Source organism: Lentzea rhizosphaerae (assembly GCF_042649515.1).
In the GTDB taxonomy this organism is placed as follows: domain Bacteria; phylum Actinomycetota; class Actinomycetes; order Mycobacteriales; family Pseudonocardiaceae; genus Lentzea; species Lentzea aerocolonigenes.
Genome location: NZ_JBHRZI010000036.1, coordinates 17732 through 37204 on the forward strand (window position 1 = coordinate 17732; position 19473 = coordinate 37204).

The 19473-nt window shown below is 69.6% G+C and carries 3 protein-coding genes; all 3 read right to left on the reverse strand.

All coding sequences use genetic code 11. From position 1 onward, the window contains the following. Positions 1-6 precede the first annotated feature (6 nt). Entirely contained in the window at positions 7-17316 is a 17310-nt protein-coding gene (locus tag ACFOWZ_RS37710; RefSeq protein WP_382378739.1) for a glycosyltransferase, read from the reverse strand. A 65-nt stretch (positions 17317-17381) separates the two neighbouring features. Then, a complete protein-coding gene (locus ACFOWZ_RS37715; RefSeq protein ID WP_382378740.1) occupies positions 17382-18908 on the reverse strand; it encodes a WXG100 family type VII secretion target in 1527 nt (508 codons plus the stop codon). A 48-nt stretch (positions 18909-18956) separates the two neighbouring features. Continuing rightward, entirely contained in the window at positions 18957-19469 is a 513-nt protein-coding gene (locus ACFOWZ_RS37720) for a YbaB/EbfC family nucleoid-associated protein (RefSeq protein ID WP_382378741.1), read from the reverse strand. Between the last annotated feature and the right edge of the window lie 4 nt (positions 19470-19473).

A 19473-nucleotide genomic window follows, 5' to 3' on the forward strand; every position in this document is an offset into this window, starting at 1 on the left:
GTCACGCTAATGCATCTCCACGTCCTGCTGTAGCCCCGGAAGTGGCCGGTAGGTGACCTGCCGGCCGTCCAGCACCATCTCGACGTCGATCGTCTCCTCGAAGGGCGGGCCCATCGGCCGGAGCAGGATCGGGTTGCTGCCCGGCTGGTGGATCCTCACGTTGACGCTGAGCTGGGTCGCGATGAGGTGTCCGACCAGGTCACGTGCGTTGCCGGCACCGGAGTTCTCGGCGCCGTCGGGCTGCATGTGCCAGTCGATGTTCTCGACCAGCGCGCCGTACAGGTGGCCCTGGTGCATCGGCCGGGTGACGGTGAAGTCGGCGACGGCCCTCATCACCGCCTGGTGGGTCGCGGCGAGGCTCACCACCTGCTGCCGCAGCGTCGCGGGGTCGACGCCCCGGACCTGCCCGACCGCGGCGTAGAGACCGGTGGGGGAGGTCGGCGGTGCGGGCTGGCGGACCAGCACGTCCTCGTTGAGGTACCGCAGCTGCCGCAGCGTGTGGTTGACGTGGTCGGACGCCACGAGCCCGTGCGCCGCCACGACCTTCTGGTCCTTCTGGATACCCGCCTGCTGCCCGGTGAACGGCGCGGGCAGCGGTGCCGAGACGGCCGGGTTGAGCCGGTTCTTGGCCGGTGCGCCGAGCTGGGTCTCCATCTTCTTCGGCGGGGCCCACGTGGTCGTGGTCTGGCCGTTGGCGGGCGGCAGGAACGGCTCGACGACGGCGTGCGCGCCGGTGCTGAGCCGCTCGCGTTCGTCGGCGAACTTGGTGCCCGCCTTGGACGACTTGCCGTCGAAGAACCGCTCGCTCACGTTCGGCAGCGCGGTGTGCGACTGCGGCAGCTTGCCGTCCTTGATCAGCCCGTAGGCGATCCTGGAGAGGTCGGTGCCGGTGTCGCCCGCCACGAAGTCGGTCGTGAACGCCTGACCGCGCACCGGGTGCCGGTTGTTCTGAACGTCCACTCTGGCCCGTTCGGTGGCCTCTTCCATGTCCGCCGGGTCTTCCGGCGTGTGCAGCTTGGCGAGTTCCCTGGCGTAGAACCTGTTGAGCGACTGGCCGAGCTGCCCGAACTCCGCCTGGCCCTCGCCGAAGCGCACCGCCGGGTCCGCCAGCGGCACGAGCCCGTCGACGAACAGGTTCGGTTCCGGCGTGTAGGGCAGCAACGGGTGGATGGCCTGCTGGTTGCGGCGCGCGTGCATGTCCGCGTTGATCACGTGCTCGAACCGCTCGTGGAAGCCGGGTTCGCTCAACTTCTCGCGGTAGGCCTGCTTCTGCGCGTCCGTGGTCTTCGTGTCGCTGTTGATGCGCGCGAGGACGTCGGCGTGCAGCTGCTGCGGCGTGGCGGTGACGCGGTAGCCGCCACCGATCATCAACGGCCGTGACGGCTCCACGACGTCATCGCCGACCCTGCCGTCCACGAGCTGCGCGACGTGGTCGAAGACGTGCCCGCCCTGCCTGGTCCTGCGATCGCCCGCGTCGAAGTCCATGACCGACACGTACGGGTGCGTCCCGTTGGCCGCCAACGCGGTCACGGCGAACTCGTGCGCGTCGCTGTCGAGCGTCGCGTTGCGGGTGTCGCCGAACTTGAAGCCCTTCGGCCCGTGCGGCACGCTCACCAGTGCGATCGGCACCGCCTGACCGTTCACCACCGGCGTGGCGGCGGCGATGGCGGCGTCAATCTCCTGCTGCGTAGAGGCGTTCACACCGAGCACGAACGCCACACGGCCGTCCATGTTGTTGGTGTTGGCCATGACGCCGTTGACGACATTGCCGAGCTGGTCGAGCTCACCGGCTCGCACGATCATGCTGACCACGAACGACGGCGGTTCGTTGTTCGCGATGCTCTCCTGGGTGCGCCGCAGGTAGTTGTCGGCCGTGATCGGCGCGAGCGTCCTGCCGTTCGCCAGGTTCTGGAACGCCGCGTTGTGCACGCCGTTCTCGTTGACCAGCTGAACTTCGGCCTCACGGGCGCGCTTGGTGGGGTCCGCCTCGGGGTCGACGTCCATGTGCGTCGCGTCGCGCTTGGGCATGTTCGGTGCCGGCACGTCCTTCGGCTGGACGTCGGGACCGGACTGCGGCCGGTTGTGCGACTGCAGCGCCGTCATCCGGTCGTTGACGAGCTGGAGGTGACGGGGCTTGAGCCGCGCGTCCGGCCTGTCGATGCCCTGGGTCATGGGGGAGTTGTCGTCGACGACGCGTCCCTTGCCGTCCTGGTGCTGGAAGATCGGCTTCACGTCGCCGGTCTCCAGGTACTCGTCACGCAGGCCGAGGAAGTGCCCGACCTCGTGTGCGAGCCGCCGCGAGTCCGTGTTCGCGGGCCAGGTGAGCTGGTTGGCACGGCCCTGCGGGTCGTCGGTGACGTCGATCGTGGCGTGCGCGTCGGCCGGGTTGTCCGTGAACTCGACGGTGACGTGGAACTGCTCGCCGCTCGGCAGCCGGTAGCCCTGGTTGAACATCTCCTCGACGCCCGCGCGGGTGCGGTCCTGCACGTCGGCGGTGCCGTTGTTCAGGTGCAGCCGGACGGTGAAGTCGCGCACCGGCACGCCGTCGACGTCCATCACGCGGTTGTCGTAGGCGATCGGGCCGCGCCAGGCCTGCATCTTGATGCCGTGCGGGCCGACCTGCGTGGTGTTCAGGACACCGCCGTCCTCGCCGCGCACCCAGCTGCTCGCCGGGGTGGTGGCGCGGGCGTCCGCGATGGCCTGGGAGGACACCGGGTTGTGCGGGTCGAACCACGGTGCGCTGGTTTCCGTGCTGTGCAACGGGTTCGTGGTGGTGTCCGCCGGGGGAGTGGACGGTGCCGGGTCGTCGAGCGGGGTCTGCTGCGCCAGGTCGACCGCGTGGTTGTAGCCCTTGTCGTGGTTGAAGACGTTGCCGGCGAGCTTGCCGGGGTCCGCCTCGTACGCGGGCGTGTTGCCGATCGTGTCCCAGAGCTGGTGCGCCCAGCTCTCGTAGTTGGCGGCGCCACCCTCCTGCATGAACGCGTCGAGCTGCTCTGCCTCGATGACCGGCGCCTCGAACTGGGTGTTGAACGCCTTCGTCACCTCGTCCAGGCCGTAGAAGAACATCAGCCCGGAGACGTCGTCGGTCCTGGTGTGCAGCACGACCGACGCGCGCAGCAGGTTCAGACCCGCTTCGTGGTGGACGTACTTCTGCGGGTCTGACCGGAGCGCGGCCTCGACGGCCTTCATCTGCGGGGTGGCGTTCTCCATCGCGTGGTCGGTCAACGCGGCGAGCTGGAGCTCGGTCTCGGTCAGCTCAGGAGCGTTCGGCGGTGCGGGTTCGTTCGCGGGAGCCGGGTCGTCGTCGACCATGCCGTTGTCCTGCAACGTGGTCGTCAGCTCGGTGACCTTCACGTCGTCGAGCTCGACACCCAGGGCGTCACCGAGCACGGTCCTGTTGTCGGTGACGGCCTGCGTGAACCGGTCGGGGCTCACGCTGCCGGCGGGCAGGACCTGGGCGTCGCTGAGCACCTTGTGCACCCAGAACGCCTGGTTGGTCACGTCCGGGCCGGGATGCGGGTTGTCGGTGATGGTCGTTTGCAGCGAAGGCGCGCCGGTGAGGTCCGTCAGCGCGGTCTCCTGGGCGAAGTTCGTGCCGCGGTTGTAGCCCTTCTCGTGGTTGAAGACGTCGTCGGCGAGCTTGCCGGGGTTGTCCTGGTACGAGGGCGTGTTGCCGATCGTGTCCCACAGCTGGTGCGCCCAGCCGTCGAACGCGGTCCGGCTCTCCGGGGTGCTGAGGTCGCCGAACTGCTGCAGCTGCGCGGTTTCGATGATCGGACGGCCGAACTCGGCGTTGAACGCCCGTGCGACCGCCTCGACGCCGTGCCGCTGGATCAGGGTGGCGATGTCGTCGGTCTTCGTGTCGAGGACGACGGAGGCGCGGAGGAGGTCCAGGCCTGCCTCGTGGTCGAGGTAGGTGCCGGGGTTGGACCGCAGTTCCGTCTCGACCTGCTGGGCGAGGGGGGAGGCGTTCAGCATCGCGTCGGCGGTCAGGGCTTTGAGGTGGCTCGCCACGACGAGGCCGGGCACGCTGGTGGGTGCCTGGGACTCGGTGGACGGGGTCGGCGCGTCGGTGGCGGGTGTGCCGGTGCTGGGCGTGCCGGTGCTCGGCGCGTTGGGCGGCTGCGGTGCGGGACGCGTCTGCACGTCCCTGCTCGACGAACCGTTGCTGGGCGAGGGGGCGTTGCTGGGCGAGGACGCCGTGGTCGTCGACGGCGGCCGGTTGTAGTCGGCGATCTTGTCGTCGACGACGGCCTTCCTGTCCCACCACTGCTTCTGCTTGTCGTCCGCCGCCCGCCGCGCGTCGTCGAGCTTGGTCTCCGCGTCCTTGATGCGGGCTTCCTGCGCCGCACGGTCCGCGTCGAGCTTCGCCACGGCCTCCTGGTACCGGGTCTCCGCGTCGGTGCGGGCCGCATCGGCTTCAGCCACGACCTCCTGCTGCGCGGCGAGTGCCTCACGGCGCGACGTGACCTCTTCACGCTGCACGACCAGGTCGGCCTCGGCCTCGGCGAGCTGTTGCTGCGCCTGGCTCAAGGCCGCTCCGGTAGAAGCTGCCTCGGCTTCGGCCGTCTGCAACGCGGCCTGAGCGTCGGCGTGGGCCTGACGGGCCGCGTCGACCTGCCCGGACAGGCCAGGAGCGTCGGGCGTCCTCGTCAGCTGGTTCTCCAGCGACCGCACCGCCTGCGCCCTGGTGTCCACCTCGGCGCGAGCGTTGTCGACCTCGAACTGCGCGCTCAAGGCCACGACGCTGAGGCCGCTGACCCGAGGAGTCAGGTCGGCGACGGTCTCCAGCGTCCGTGCGGCTTCCGCACGTGCCGTCTCGGCTCGCGCCTCCAGCGGCGGAAGCTTGGCCTGCTCGTCCAGGTGCTTCTCGATCGCCGCGTTGTAGTCGATCTGGACCCTCGTGAAGTCCGAGTCGTTGCGGGCGAGCGCAGCCGCGGCCGCGTTGATCACCTGCTGGGCGTCGTGGCGGGCCGTGTCGACCGCGACCTCCGCGGTCCGCCAGTCGTCCGCGGCCTTCTTGACGTCGGCCTGCGCGTCCGTCAGGTCCGCGCCGAACTCGTGGCCCAGCACGGTTTGCGCGTCCGTCGCCTGCATCCGGACGGCGGCCGAGTTCGGCACGGACAGGTCGACGACGGCGGTCTTCCCGCCGATCGTCGCGACCACGCGGTACTCGACGCCGAACTGGACGAGTCCGGTGGTGGCCTTCGGCTTGAGGTTGTTGGTCTTGTTGTCGGTCGGGCCGCCGGAGTTCGCGGTGGCGTCCTCGGCGGCGTGACGCAGCTCGACACCGCTCACGCCGACGCTGACGTTGTCCTTCGGGTCCGTGTTCTGCTTGATGCCGGCGCCACCGGTCGCGAGACCGACGGACACGTCACCGCTCTCGGTGACCTTCGCCTCGCCGCTGGTCGAGGTGACCTGCGACTTCGGGTTCTCCAGCGCCACGTTGTCGCTGAGCGAGCCCAGCGACGGGTCCACCAGCTTCGCGTAGACCTTGACGTCCGCGTCCTGACCGAACGTCAGCGCGGCCTCGTGCAGGCCCGGCACGGTCAGCGGACCGGACAGCATGCCCGGCAGGTGCGGCTGGAGGTTCTCCGGGCTGAGCGTGGCCAGCAGGCTGTTCAACGCGCCGGTGCCCTTACCGGTCAGGCCCTTGCCCGCACCCGCGTCCTTCAGCGCCTGGAGCGTCGCGGCGCGCAGGTCCTTGGCGCCGCGCAGGTTCTCGACCGACGCGCTCGGCGGCAACGTGGCCGGGCTGCCGTTCTGCTGCCACTGCGAAGCGGCCTGCGCAGAGCCCTGGTCCGCGGTGCGGGTGTGGATCTGGGTCCAGTACGGCTTCGGGTTGGCGTGCCCCGCGACCTTCTGGTTGTCCGCGTGCAGCCGGACCGTCATCTCCTGCGGGCCGCTCGGCGCCGTCGCTACGACCTTGTCGCCCTTCTCGACGACGAGCTCGAACTCGATCGGCACGGTGTAGCGCGCCGCCGGTCCGCTCGCGCCGCGGTACTGGCTGAACTGGTCGGTCGTCGACGTGGTGACCGAGCTGCTCTTCGACTGCCCGACGTTGGCCGCCACGGCCGCGCCGACGGTGCCGGAGACGTTCGGGTTCGCGCTGCCGGGCGCGGCGAGGCCGGGAGCCTTGAGGCCAAGAGCCCAGCCGGTGCCGCGGCCCTGGCTGTCGGCGACCTTCTGCGAACCGGACAGCGTCGACTCCATCTCGACGCCGTCGTTCACGACCTCCTGGAACTTCGGCGTGTCCGCCTTGGCCCGCAACGTGATCTGGAACGAGTCCTTGCCGAACGTGCCGGGCTGGTGCACGAGCAACGGCACACCGCCGTCCATGGCGCTGTCGATCATCGCCTTGACGCTGGCGGGCGAGCTGAAGTCGACCAGGCGCTGGAGGTTGCTCATCGAGTCCTTGAGCACCGAGTCCGGCAGCAGCGGGTCCCCGAACCTCTTGGCGGTCTTGGCGTTGACGTCCTCGGTCAGCTTCGAGACCACGTTCGACAGGTCCGGCACGGACTCCACGACGGACAGTCCGAGCGCGCCGGGCTGGTCCTTCACGATGGTCGACGGCGGCGCCATCTTCGGGAAGTCGGGCTTGGGCACGTTCGGCTTGACGTCGGGCAGCAGCCCCATGTCCCGCGCGACGTCCTCCGTCACGCGCACGAACACCGACTTCGGCAACGTGACCGTCGCGCCCTCGGCCTTCGGCGTACCGCCGTGCAGGAAGTTCGTCGCACGGCTCTCGCCGACCACCGTGACGTCCGCGTCGAGCTGCACCAGCACGGTGCGGCCACCCGACGGCGTCACGAAGTTGCGGTCGACGCTGCCGCCGACCTCGGTGGACGACGACTTCGAGTCCGACCACGGCGTGACCTTGCCGGCCACTGCGACACCACCGGAACCGCTGGTGGGAGCGGGCGATCCCGTCACGTTCGGCTTGACAGGGACGTTGATGCCGCCGGTGATGTCGACCGAGCGGCTGGTCGAGGACGTCTGACCCGCCTTGTAGCCGCCGGTGTTGGCGTTCTCGGTACCTGTGTTGTCCGAAATGGACACGATCTTGGGGTTGCTCAGCCCGAACCTGACGCCGATCGCGCCGGTACGGTCGGTCATCCGCCGGTCGTACTTGAGGCCCTGTTCCCCGATGCCGGTCTCGGTCAGGGTGCGCAGGTTCGCCTTGATGTTCTCCGGGGAGAACATCTTGTCGATCTGGGCCCGTGACGCGGTGCCCGGCACGGTCAGCGCGGAGTCGCCGCCCGCCGCGCGGTTGAGCGCGTCGATGGCCTGGTCGCGCAGCGCTGTCGTGTTGGCGACGGCCTCGACGTGCAGGAAGTCCGGCGACTTCTCCTTCGGCCTGGTGCTCAGGAGCTCCTTGACCGTCGGTGCGTCCTTGAGCTTGCGCAGCTCCGGGTCACCGGGCTTGAACCCGCTGCCGGGGTCGTTGTCCAAAGTGGAGCTGTCGGACACCCACAGGTTGACCCCGCCCTTGATGGGCTCGAGGTCACCGGTGCCCGTCTTGGCCACCGTGTTCTGCTCGGGGGAGTGGAAACCCGGCGCGCCGGGAACGATGCGCCGCACCCACGCCCGTGGCCGGGTGAACGTGGTGATCTCGACGTCGAACTCCACGTCGTGCCGGAACACCTGGGCGTTCGGGCTGCCGGCGTTGAGCGAGGTGCTGTTGACCGTCGGACCGGCGGCGGTCTTGTCCGACCACCCGTGGTTGTACTTCACGCCGAACTGCGGCGTCGGCGTGAGCGAGGCGACGCTGGTCTTGGCAGGGATCGTCACCTTGCCCTCGACACCACCGCTCCAGCCCTTGCTGGTCGTCGTGGACGCGTCGAGCTTCGGACCGGTCGACGACGCGTCACGGATGTTGCGCGCGTCGGCCTGGCCGAGGTGCTGCGGGTTCGTCAGCTTCGCCTTGACGGTGACGTTGACGTAGGTGTTGCTGGTCGTGCCGCTGTTCTTCAGCTGCACCTGGACGCCCGGTCCCATCAGGCTGTCCATGTTCGTCTTCAACGCCGCCGGGGAGAGCTGCGAGGTCAGCTTGCGCTGGTTCGCGAGCTGCTCGGCGACGTCGGCGAAGCTCTTGCCCTTGCTGCTGCGCGGGTTCGCGTTCGGGTCGTTCCAGCTCGGCAGGAACTTCTCGAAACCGGGGACCTTGCGCAGCGCGTCCTCGACCTGGCCCTGGACCTGCGCCGCCGCCTCGAACTCGCCGACCTTGGCGTTGCCCGCGGCGATCGCGTCGGCCAGGTACGGCGGCGCGAACTTGGTGCCCGCGGTGGCCGGGTCGACGGTGGAGTTCCTGGTGCCGTCCGGGGTGGGCAGGCCGAGAGCGCCGGCCTCCGGCAGCCCCACACGCATGTACGTGGTGACGGGGACCTTCACGCTGTCCCCGCTGGGCGTGCGGACCTCGACCTCGGCGGTCACCTTGTACAGACCGGTGTCGCCCTTGATCTGGATGCCGCTCTTGTGGCTCGTGTTGATGCCCGCGTTGACGCTCTCCGCGACGGTCGCGCTGTACCCGACCGTGGCGCCGACCTGGCCGCCGACCGCGTTGGGCACGCCGATGTTGCCGCCGAACCCGGCCGTGACACCGCCACCGGACTTCGTCGTCGAGGACACACCACTGCTGTGCGACGCGGTGTCGTGCAGGCGCAGCACCGAACTGTTGTGCGTGCCCACCAGTTCCGCGGTCTGCAGCTTGGCGGTCATCTGGACCGCGGCGCCCTTGCTCGCGTGCGGGCTGAGCAGGTCCGGCGACGTGACGTAGGCGCCGCCGAGCATCGCGCCGAGGTTGTTGCGGATCTCGGTGGGGCTCAGGAAGTTCTGCAACGCCTCGCGGCCGGGTGCGCCGACCTTCGTGATCGACGGGTGCAGCTTCGCCGCGACGTCGTTGAACGCCTTCTTCTGGTTGTCGACCGACACGGCCTCGGGGGCGGGGTGCTCGAGCTTCGCGCCCCACTGGGCGTCCGGTGGCGTGACCGCCGCGGAGGTGTTGCCGGAACTGGTGATCGTCGCCAGGTCGTTCGGGATCTGGAGCGTGACGTCGGTGCCCGTGTTGACCGGGTCGAGGGTGCGGACGGTGCCGTTGGCGGCAGTGAGGGTGATGTCGTACAAGACCTGCACGGTCGCCTGGGTCGAGCCCTCGCCCGCGCGGATCGCCCGCTGGTCGGTGAGGGACGACGAGGTGCTCTGCGACTGCGCCGGCGTGGCCAGCTGTGCCTTGCCGCCGAGCGAGCCGTACGGACCCATCGCGACACCGGCCGTGGCCGAGCCGCCGATGTCGTTGGCCGTGGCGACGGTGTGCGTCGTCGCCGACGAGTTGCCCGACTGCGTGACCGCGTCGACCTTGACGTGCGGCGCGTCCACCGGGGCCGTGTCGGTCTGCGCCTGCATCGTGGCGCGGACGTTCGCCTCGTACGAGGTGTTGCCGATCTTGACCTGGAAGTTGCGTCCGCCGTCGAGGAACGACTCGAAGTCGCCCTTGAGCGCCTGCTGGATGCGGGCGGCGTCGTTGGGCTTGAGGTTCGGGATCGCGCCGGTGACGTTCTCGGCGCCGCGCACGTCCGTCGGCGCGATCGTGCCCAGCGCCTTGTTGTCCTGGAAGAACGACGGCAGGTTCTGCGTGCCCGGCATGACCTGGCCGACCGCGGGCGGCGCCACGGTGGTCATCGGGATGACCGGGTTCGGCGTCGGCGGTGCGGGGCGCGTCTGCACCTCGGGTGCCGAACGGGTGCTGGGACCGGGGTCGTGCGGGGTGAAGCTGGTCTTGCCGTTCGGGTTCGGGGTCGCGTCGAGTTCCAGTGGTGGCGGGAAAACCGGCTTCTTCTTCTCGAAGAACGGCTCGACGGTCTTGACGCCGTCCGGGCCGTGGATCGTGATCGGCCGGCCGATCTCGGTCGCGAGCAGCTTGACGGCCAGTTCCTCCGCCTTGGCCGCCTTGGCGTTGTCGGCCTTCTGCTCGGCGGCGTTCTCCTGCGCGTGGGCGTCGGCCTCGGCGTCGGTGATCGGCGTCCAGTCGGGGTCTGTCGTGGTGTTGTCGACCTCGACGTCGCCGCTGCCCGGATTGAAGTGCGCGGGGATCTTCGTCTGCGGCGTCGGCCCCGGCTCGATGAGCGCGTTGACCAGGTGGCTGTTGTGGAGACCGTGTTCCTGGCGGAAGTTCGCGATCTGCGTGGTGATCGCGGGGGAGGCGGTCGAGCCCTTCTGGATCGCGCCGGTCCGCAGGTCCGCCGCCGACTTGATCTGCGGGCTCTTGCCCTTCTTGGAGGGGCCGGGCTGGCTGGTCAGGGCGTCGTGCACGGCGTTGAACAGACCGTCGGGCCTCGGGTCCGCCGCGATGGGCAGGACGCCGTGCTCCAGCGTGCCGAACGTGCGGGTCACGTTGCTCGTGTTGGCCGACATGGCCAGGTTGAGCATCGCGGCCATCTTGTGCTGCTTGGCCGACGCGTCGATGTGCTGGACGTCGGCCTCTGTCTTGACCGGGGCCTTCCCGTCGACCTTCTCCTTCTTCGGCGGGTAGACGGTGGTGGGGTCGGTCTGCGGGTCGATGCCCATCGTCCCGTGACCGGGGATCTGCGCGGAAACGGCCTGGTTGAGGGAGTTCTTGTCCTCCCAGCCGAGCTTGAGCGCGTCCAGGTTCGACGGGGTCCAGCCGCCGGTGGAGCCCGTGTGGACGCGCTTGCCGGTGTCGGGATCGACGCCGTAGGTGTGCTCGATCTTCTGCTGCGCCTCGCGCTGCTGGTGCGGCTTGTTCTTGGCGTTCGGCGTGCCGTCCTTGTTCGGCTTCTTGTCCCCGAACTCGTCGCGGATCTTCGCGCCGGAGACGTCGGCCTTGGCCGCCCGGTCGGCGTTCGGGTCGCTGGAGTTGGGGTCACCGCCGTACATGCGGTTCGTCACCGAGGTGAGGGCGACGTGCGACTGCGGCCACGACTTGCCCTCGGACTTGGCGAAGCCGAGCGCGAGACGGGACAGGTCGGTACCGACCGCGCCGTCCACGAAGTCGCTCGTGAAGTTCTCGCCGCGCAACGGGTTGCGGTTGGTCTGCAGGTCGACGTCGATGCCGGAGTCCGGGCTGGTGCCGTGGATGTCGGCGAGCTCCTTGCCCGCGAACTCGTTGATCGACTGGCTGAGGTCGCCGAACTCGTTGCCGCCGTCGCTGAACTTCACGTCGGGGTCGACGACCGCCACGGCCGCGTCCATGAACAGGTTCGGCTCCGGCGAGTACGGCAGCAGGGGAGCCGAGTCCTTCTGGCGGTTGCGCGCGTCCATGTCGTCGCGCATGGCCTGCTCGAACTTCGCGACGAACTCTTCTGGCTTCGCGAGCTGCTTCTCCGCGGTCTTGAGCTTGTCGAGGTCGGCCTGGTCGTCCTTGGTGAGCTTGGGCTTGCTGTTGATCTTGTCGCGTTCGGAGGCGATCCGCTGCCGGGTGTCGTCGACCAGCTTCTGCGGGTCGCCGACGCGGTAGCCGCCGGAGTACAGCAGCGGGCGGATCGGGCCGGCGCCCGGCGGGTTCAGCGACTCGGTGAAGTGGGTGAAGACGTCCTTCTGCCCGCCGGTCACCTGACGCGAGCCGGTGTCGAAGTCCTGGAACGAGATGTACGGGTGGGTGTTCTTGCCGCCGAGCGCGCCGATGGCGAACGTCGTGGCAGGGCTGTGCATCGTGCCGTTGCGCATGCGGCCGAAGGGGAAGCCGTCCTTCGGGTCGAACGTCGGCAGCGGCACCAGCGCGACCGGTTCCTTGCGGCCGGCGACCGCGTTGTTCGCGGACTCGATGTTGGTGGCCATCTGCGGGCCGGAACCGTTGGGGCCGTTGACACCGACGACGAACACCATGTCCTTGCCGATGGGCCCGGCGTCCTTGGTGATGGAGTCGATGACCGCGTTGATGTTGCCCACGTCGTTGTGGCTCACGATCATGTTGACCACGAACGACGGTCGTTTTTCGCCCTCGACGCTCTCCTTGAGCTTGGCGAGGTAGTTGTCCTTGGTGGGCAGGTCGATGTCGCCGTTGGCGAGCTGGGCGAACGCCGGGTTGTAGGAGAAGTTGACGTCGCCGAGGGACAGCGTGTCGAACTGGTCGGCGAGGTTGTCCAGCTGGCTGTCGTTCATGTCGACGTCGCCGTCCGGCTGGGTGTTCTCGTCGACGTCCATCGAGGAGTCGTCCACAGTGGACGCTTCCCCGTCGTTCTTCGGCTTCTTGGTGACCGGTTCGGGCTCGGCGTCGCTGTCGCTGTCCTCTTCGAACGGGCGCTTGTCCGGCATCGGCCGCGTGTCGGCGTCGGGCCGCGTGTCGGTGCTGGTGTTCGGGTTCGCGGGTGGCGGTACGGTGGCCGGGCCGGCCGGCTCGATCCTCGTGTCGGGCACCATCACCTGGCTGTTGGCGGTGCGTTCGACCAGCCAGAGGTGACGGGGCCGCAGACCGGGGTCGGGTCCGTGGACGTCGCTGCCCATCATGCCGCCGTCGTCCTTGTGGACGCCGGAGTTCGTGTCGTGCTGCTGGAAGACGCGGCTCGAATCGCTGTACTCGTCGGGAATTCCGAGGTAGTGCAGCGTCTCGTGGGCGAGAACCTCAGGGCTGGTGTCGGGGTTCCAGTGCGTCTGGTCGACGTTGGGGTTGTCCGGGTCGACCTTGATGCTGGTGTGCGCGTCCGCCTTGTTGTCGGTGAACTCGAGGTTGAGGTGGAACTGGTCACCGCTGGGCAGCCGGTAGCCCTGGTTGAGCAGGTTGTTGACGCCGTTGGTGGCGTTCTCCTTGACCTGCGCGATCACGTCCGGATCGACGTTCGCCGCCGGATCGACGTGCACCTTGACGGTGTACTCCTGCACGAAGTTGCCGGGGCTCGTCTCGATGCGGCGCAGGTCGTAGTTGATCAGGCCCTGGTAGGACTTGATGTTCGACGGCGTCGAGTCGGTGCGGACGTCGTGGACGACGACGTCGACGGTCCGCACGTTGGTGTCGTCCCTGCGATCGGCCCACGTGCTGCGGTCAGCCGGGTCCTTGGGCGCGAACCAGTCAGCGGTCTTCGCGGGGTCGTGCCGCCACGACTCGTCGGTGATGACGTCCTTGCCGTGGTGCGACTCGGGCGTCGGCGGCTCCAGCTTCGGTGGTGCGCCGCCGCTCTTGACGTCCTTGGGCGTGCCGTCGCTCGGTGCGGGACGGGTGTCGGTCGACCTGTCGAGCTGGCTCTCGCTCTCCGGCGTGACCCACTCGATCCCGTTCCACTGGTTCTTGACGTCGGGGTCGAACATCGCCTCGAAGTCGGTCTTGCCGATCGCGGGCACGTCCGTCGGCATGTACCCCGGGTTGTACCCGAGGTTGAGGCCGTCGTGGTCCATCGCGACCTGGCCGATGAGCCCGATCTGCGGCGACAGCCCGTTGTCGGCGAGCGCGTTCGGCCCGGAGACGTCCGGAGCCTGCTCCTTGAGCGTGCGGAGGAAGTCCGGCGAGCTCTTCTTGTCCGCGAGTGGAACGTCCTTGGGCCCCACGCGATCGACGAGGGTGTCGAACTTCTGCGGGATGACCTCGGCGAACTTGTTGATCAGCGCCCCGTCCGGCGGCGTGACGATGAACGCGTTGCCGAGCTCACCCTTCTTCCACTGGGCGTCGGCGGCGTTCTGGACGTTCTCGGGGGTGAGCTGAGCGTCACCGGTGGCTTTCTGGACGCTGCTGGTGTCCCTGAGACGTGGCCCGATCACCGGCACGTCGGTCGGGTGCATCTTCATGTCGCCGATGTTGTCCAGCGACAACGACCCTGGCTTGATGTCGACGTCGACGTACACGCCACCGTTCTTGGCCAGCACCGCGTACCGGGCGATGTCCGACGCGAGGTTGTAGGCCTTCGCGTCAGAACTCTGCGCGGCCGCGTAGACGTCCTTGAGCGTCGTGTTGTTCTTGGTGGGCGGCGTCTTGTCCGAGAGTTCGTCGACGAGCTTGTCCACATCGGACTTGATGTCGATGCCGGCGTCTTTCAGCTGTTTTACGACCGCGGGGTCCCACTTCGCGCTGGACCCGTCGGTCCACAGGGTGGCCTTCCACCCGTTGTTCTCGTTGGTCTGCGCGGCCCACTCGAGCATGCCGTTGACCGACTCAGGCGACGGCGTGTCGCCGAACCAGGCGAAGTGCAGCTGCTTGGGGACGTCGACCTTGCCGGCGTCACGCTTGTTCGCGACGGCTTGGTCGTAGTGCGCTTGGAGGTCGGCGGCGGCCTTTGCACCGCCCTCGGTGTTCTTGAGGCGATTGATGAGGATGCGCGCGGTGGCGGGCTTGCCGTCGTTGACCGCGGTGTCGATCTGGGTCTTGACGGCCTCCACGTCGATGTTCTTGGGGTTGGGGTTCTTGAGGAGGTCGGTCCACGGGTTGGGCGGGGCGGTGGATGCCGGGGCCGGTGCGGGGTTGGGGTTCGGATTTGGGGCGGGGGTCGGGTTTGGTGCTGCGGGGGGCTTGTTGAAGAGGCCCTTGATGAAGTTGATGCCGAGGTACTTCTTGATGGCGGCCCGCTTCTTGCCCTTGCCGCCGTCGGGGCGTGGCTGGGCCTGGAAGTTCGAGGCCGCCGGGTGGGAGCGCGGGACGACGTTGGGGTTGGGGTTCGCGCTGGGGGCTGGGGTCGGGTTCGGGGCTGGAGCTGGGGTGACCAGCGGGGGTGCCACGACGAGGTCGGGTGCGGCGGTCGTGGTGGTGTTCGGGGTTGGAGTGGGGTTGGGCTGGGGGTTGGCGCCGCCGGGGGCCGGTCGTGTTTGGACGGTCGGCGTGTTGGGGCTCGGGCTCGGGGTGTTCGCGGGCGGGACGTCGGTGCCCGGCACGTTGGTCGGCGTGTTCGGGGACGGCGTGTTGACCGGTGGCGTGTTGACGGGCGGCGCCGGAGCGGGACGCGTCTGCGCGGGCGGCGGCGTGTTCGTGTCCGGGGTGGGCTTCGCCTGGCCGGGGGTGGTGTCCGGCTTGGGGGTGTTCGGGTTCGGCTGGACGTCCGGCGTCGGCTTGGCCTGAACCGGCGGCGTGTTCGACGGCGGGACGTTGGCCGGCGGCACGTTGGCAGCAGGGTTCGCCGACGGAACGTTGGCCGGCGGCACGTTGGTCGCGGGGTTCGGCGACGGCGCGTTGACGCTCGGGTTCGGCGATGGCGCGTTGGCCGGCGGCGTGTTCGTGCTCGGTGCGTTGGCCGGCGGGGTGTTCGGGCTCGGCGGGTTGACCGAGGGCGCGCTGGTGCTCGGCGTGTTCACCGGTGGCACGTTCGTCGGCGGGGCCGGGCGCGTCTGTGCGGGTGGCGTGTCGGCCTTCGGCGTTGCCGGAGTCGGCGTGGTGTCCGGCTTCGGTGCCGGAGTGGTCGGCGGCGGCGTGTTCGTCGCCGGGGCAGGGGTCGGCGTGTTGGCCGGCGGCACGTTCGGCGCGGGCGGCGGGACGTTCGGTGCCGGGCGCGTCTGCGCGGGCGCGGTGTCCGCTTTGGGAGCAGGGGACGGCGCGGGCGGTGGGGTGGGTGCCGGGCGCGACTGTGGTGGGGGTGTGGTGGTGGAGGACGGTTGTGGGGTCAGCGGGGTTGGCTTCGGGGCAGGCGGGGGCGTTGAGGGTGAGGTGCCCGGAGCCCTCGTGATGGTGTTGTCCGGGGTTGGAGGCTTGGGGGCGTCGAACACGCCCTTGCCAGCTCCTGTGCCGAACTTGCTGCCGCCCCTCTCGCCGCCGGTGGCTCCTGGGGTTGCGCCTGGAGCCATGGGCGGGGCCATGCCTGGGCTGGCCGCGGGGGAGGTTGTTGGAGAGGTCGGTGGGGCGATGCCGCCGCGTGGGGCCGTGGTCGAGGGTGGGGTCACGGCGCTTTGCGGGCCCGGTGTGGACGGGGCTGCGTTGCCTGGGACGCCCGGTTTGGCCGCACCTGGCGTCGAGCTGCCGGGCACGCCACTACCCGGAACGCCGCTGCCGGGCACGCCGCTGGTGGGCGCACCCGGAACACCAGCGCCCGGCTTCGGGGCGGGCGGGGGCGTTGAGGTCGAGCTCGGCGGCGCCTTGGTGATCGTGCTGTCAGGCGTGCCGGGCTTGGGCGCGTCGAACAGGCCCTTGCCGCTGCCCGCGCCGAACTTGCTGCCGCCCCGTTCGCCACCAGCGGCCCCCGGGGTTGCGCCTGGAGCCATGGGAGGCGCCATGCCCGGTGACATTCCGGGTGGGGTGGTGCCGCGCGAAGGTGACGTCACGGCGTTCTGCGGGCCGGGTGGGGTCACGCCGGGTTTGGTGCCCGCGGTCGAACCCGGAGTTGAACCCGGGGTGGTGCCGGGCAGGGTCGGGATGCCGGTGCCCTTGCCGCCACCGCCGGGCGTTCCCGGCGACTTCGGGGTCGAGGAACCTGGCGTGCCGCCGATGACCGGAGGCGCCACGGGACCGACGCCGCCAGGGCCCTTCGGAATGCCGGTGCCGACGGGTCCGGCACCACCCTTGATGTTCGGTGTGGCTCCGACCGACGGGCCGCCAGGCGTCTTCACCCCACCGGTCCCGACAGGTCCGGTGCCGCCCTTGATGTTGGGCGCGACCCCGACCGACGGTCCACCGGGCGTGTTCACCGCACCGCCACCGAGAGGTCCGGCGCCGCCCTTGATGTTGGGCACGGCCCCCACCGACGGACCGCCAGGCGTCTTCACCCCGCTGCCACCAACAGGTCCGGTGCCGCCCTTGATGTTCGGCGCGGCCCCCACCGACGGACCACCAGGCGTCTTCACGCCGCCGCTGCCGACAGGTCCCGTGCCGCCCTTGATGTTCGGCGCGGTGGAGACCTTCGGCCCGCCCTGGACGTTGCTGCCCTTGGTGCCGCCCGTGCCACCGGCGATCGTGCCCGGCCCGGACACCTTGGGGCCGTCCTGCTTGGCGCCGCCGAGCGTGGTTCCCGCCGAACCGGGTGGCGGCTTGGCCGTGGTGCTGGTGTCGAACGACTTGAAGTTGGTGCCCTGGCTGGTGTCGGTGTTGACGGCGGTCTGGTGCGTGGCCTTGATGCCCGACTGGACGTCGTTGAACGCCTTGGCTCCCTTGTCGGCCTGAGCGACGGCGTTGTCGTTGGACGCGTTCAGCGCCGGCACCGCGAACAGGCCGATGGGGCCCAGCGCGTTGCCGCTGAAGTTCAGGCCCCGCAGGCCGCTGGAGATGCTCGCCAGCCGGGACCCCAGGTCGCCCGCCTTGTTCTGCAACCCCTGCATCGAGGAGTCGCTCATGGAGAAGCCGGTGTTGCCGGTGGGGCCGCCCCCACCGGTTCCGGTGGGGGGCGGCGCCGAGGGGGTCGGGTTCGGCGCCGGGTTCGGGTTCGGCGACGGGTTGGGATTGACGTTCCCCTTGGCCATGAGCGGCGATTCTCCAGTGCTGCGTCAGAACAAGGCGGGATCGGGATCCCGGCTGTTGGCTGGACTTACTCCGTCGGCCTGGTGGAGCGTTCGTGCACGACGGTCGGGCGCAGCGGCGTGGCGGCGGCACCGCCTCCCGCCTCGTACGCCGGGCGGAGCGGCTCGCTCGCCATGAGCGGGTTCACGGCCTCGTGGACGGGCTCGGCCTCGGCCCGCGCGTAGACCGGCTGCATCGGCTCGAGGGCCTCGTACGCGTGGGACATCTGCGTCCGCGCCATCGGCTCGTAACCAGAGGGCTCCGTAGGCTCGCTGTACGCCTCACTCATCTCGAACGGCTGCACGACCTGGTGAACCGGCGAGGCCGCGGTCATGCTCACGCCCGAGACCATCGTCGCGTCCTGGGCAGCGGGGGCGTTGAAATGGGTGGCCGTCACGGCCTCCACCCGGTGCATCGGCTGCATCGGCTCGACGGCGTCCATCCGCCTGAGCGCGTGCATCGGCTCCACGGCTGCCTCCGCGCGCAGAGTCGCGTGCATCGGCTCCACCGGGGCGTCCATCCGCCTGAGGGCCTGCATCGGCTCCACCGGGGCGTCCGGCCGCCTGAGTGCCTGCATCGGCTCGGCCGCGTCCATCTGCACGGTGCCCACTCGGGCGTGTGGCGCCTCGAACGCACTCGCCTGCACCGTGCCGACACGGGCGTTGGCGAGCGTCTCCGGGGTGCTACCGCCGCTCTGGCCGCCCGACTGGTTCTTCTGGACCGCCTCGTCGATCTTCTTGTCGACGTCCTTCGAGGCCTTGTAGCCCTCGTAGGAGATCTCGGCGACGTCGGCGGTGTTCTCGAAGCGCTCCCAGCCCTTGCTGATCTTGGCCATGATGCCGTCGAGGTCGCCGATCCGCTTCATCTGACGGCCCAGCGCCGCCACCACGCGGGCGACGCGCGAGGCGATGTTCGTGCCCAGCGCGACCGCCTTGCCGACCGCGAAGCCGAGGAAGGCCGGGATCGAGGCGCCGAACGTCGGGATCATGGCGGCGGCCGCGAGGATGGCACCACCGATCAGCGAACCGATCAGCTGCGCGATCAGGTCGCGGACGATGTCGCGCAGCACGGTGACCAGCATGCCCATGATCGCGACGATCTTGGCCTTGGTCTCGACGGCCTGTGCGAGCTCGTCGAGCTCCTGGCCCATGCCGTCCATGCTCCGCTTGAACGCCTCGGAGGACGCGCCGGTCCAGCCGTCGAACGTCGCGAGCCCGCTCTTGTGGTCCTCGGCCAGCACGCGCAGCTCGGCCGCACGGGCCTTGTTCGCCTCGACGTTGGCCTGGATCTCCTCCGGGTTGCCCATCAGCTGGTTCAGGGCGTCGCGGAGGAACGACACGTGCTCGATCAGCCAGCCGACACCGGCGCCGATGATGCTGCCCAGCGGGTCGATCGCCAGCATCACCGTGGCCGACGCCGCACCGATCGCGTTGAACGTGATGTCCAGCGCCTTCTCGGTTTCCGACTCGGCGTCCTTGCCGATGCCGTCGATGAGGCTGCCGTAGGCCTCGATGAACAGCGAGCCCTTGAGCTTGTTCTCCTCGGTGATCTTCATCCCCGGAGGAGAGGGGAGTGGAGTTTCAGGCGCGGTCATCGATGTTCCTCACCAGGGCTGGTTGTCGTCGTCTTCGTCGTCGTCCGCGCGTCGTCGTCCACGCACGGGCGCCGCCTGCGGGGCCGCCGCGGGGCGGCTCACCGGCGGGGGAGCAGGCGCGGGGGCCGGCTCGTCGTCGATCTCGTCGTAGGTGTCGGTGGTCTCCTCGGCGTCCTCGTCGTCCGGGATCGCGTCCGACACCATCTGGTAGGCCTCGGTGCCCTCGCCCAGCGGCTTGAAGATCTCGAGGACCTTCTCCGCCGCCTGCTTCTGGGCCTGCCGCGCGGTTTCCAGGATCACCGCGGTCAGCTTGGCCACGCCCAGCTCGACCGCCCGGTGACCGAGAACGAGGTTCTGCAGGCCGCCGTTGGGGCCCACGGTCACCGTCACCGAGCCGTCCCTCGACTTCACGGTCGCGGTGGACGCCGCGAAGTTCTCCTGCAGGTCCTCCGACTTCTTCTTCAGGTCGGCCAGCTTGGCCTCGTACTCCTCGACCCACTGAGTGGGGTTCGCGGGATTCACACGG

What these genes read in the sequence shown, in the direction of transcription:
- ACFOWZ_RS37715 (WP_382378740.1), bottom strand. Translation starts at nt 18,908, where the DNA reads ATGAAGATCACCGAGGAGAACAAGCTCAAGGGCTCGCTGTTCATCGAG.
- ACFOWZ_RS37710 (WP_382378739.1), bottom strand. Translation starts at nt 17,316, where the DNA reads ATGGCCAAGGGGAACGTCAATCCCAACCCGTCGCCGAACCCGAACCCG.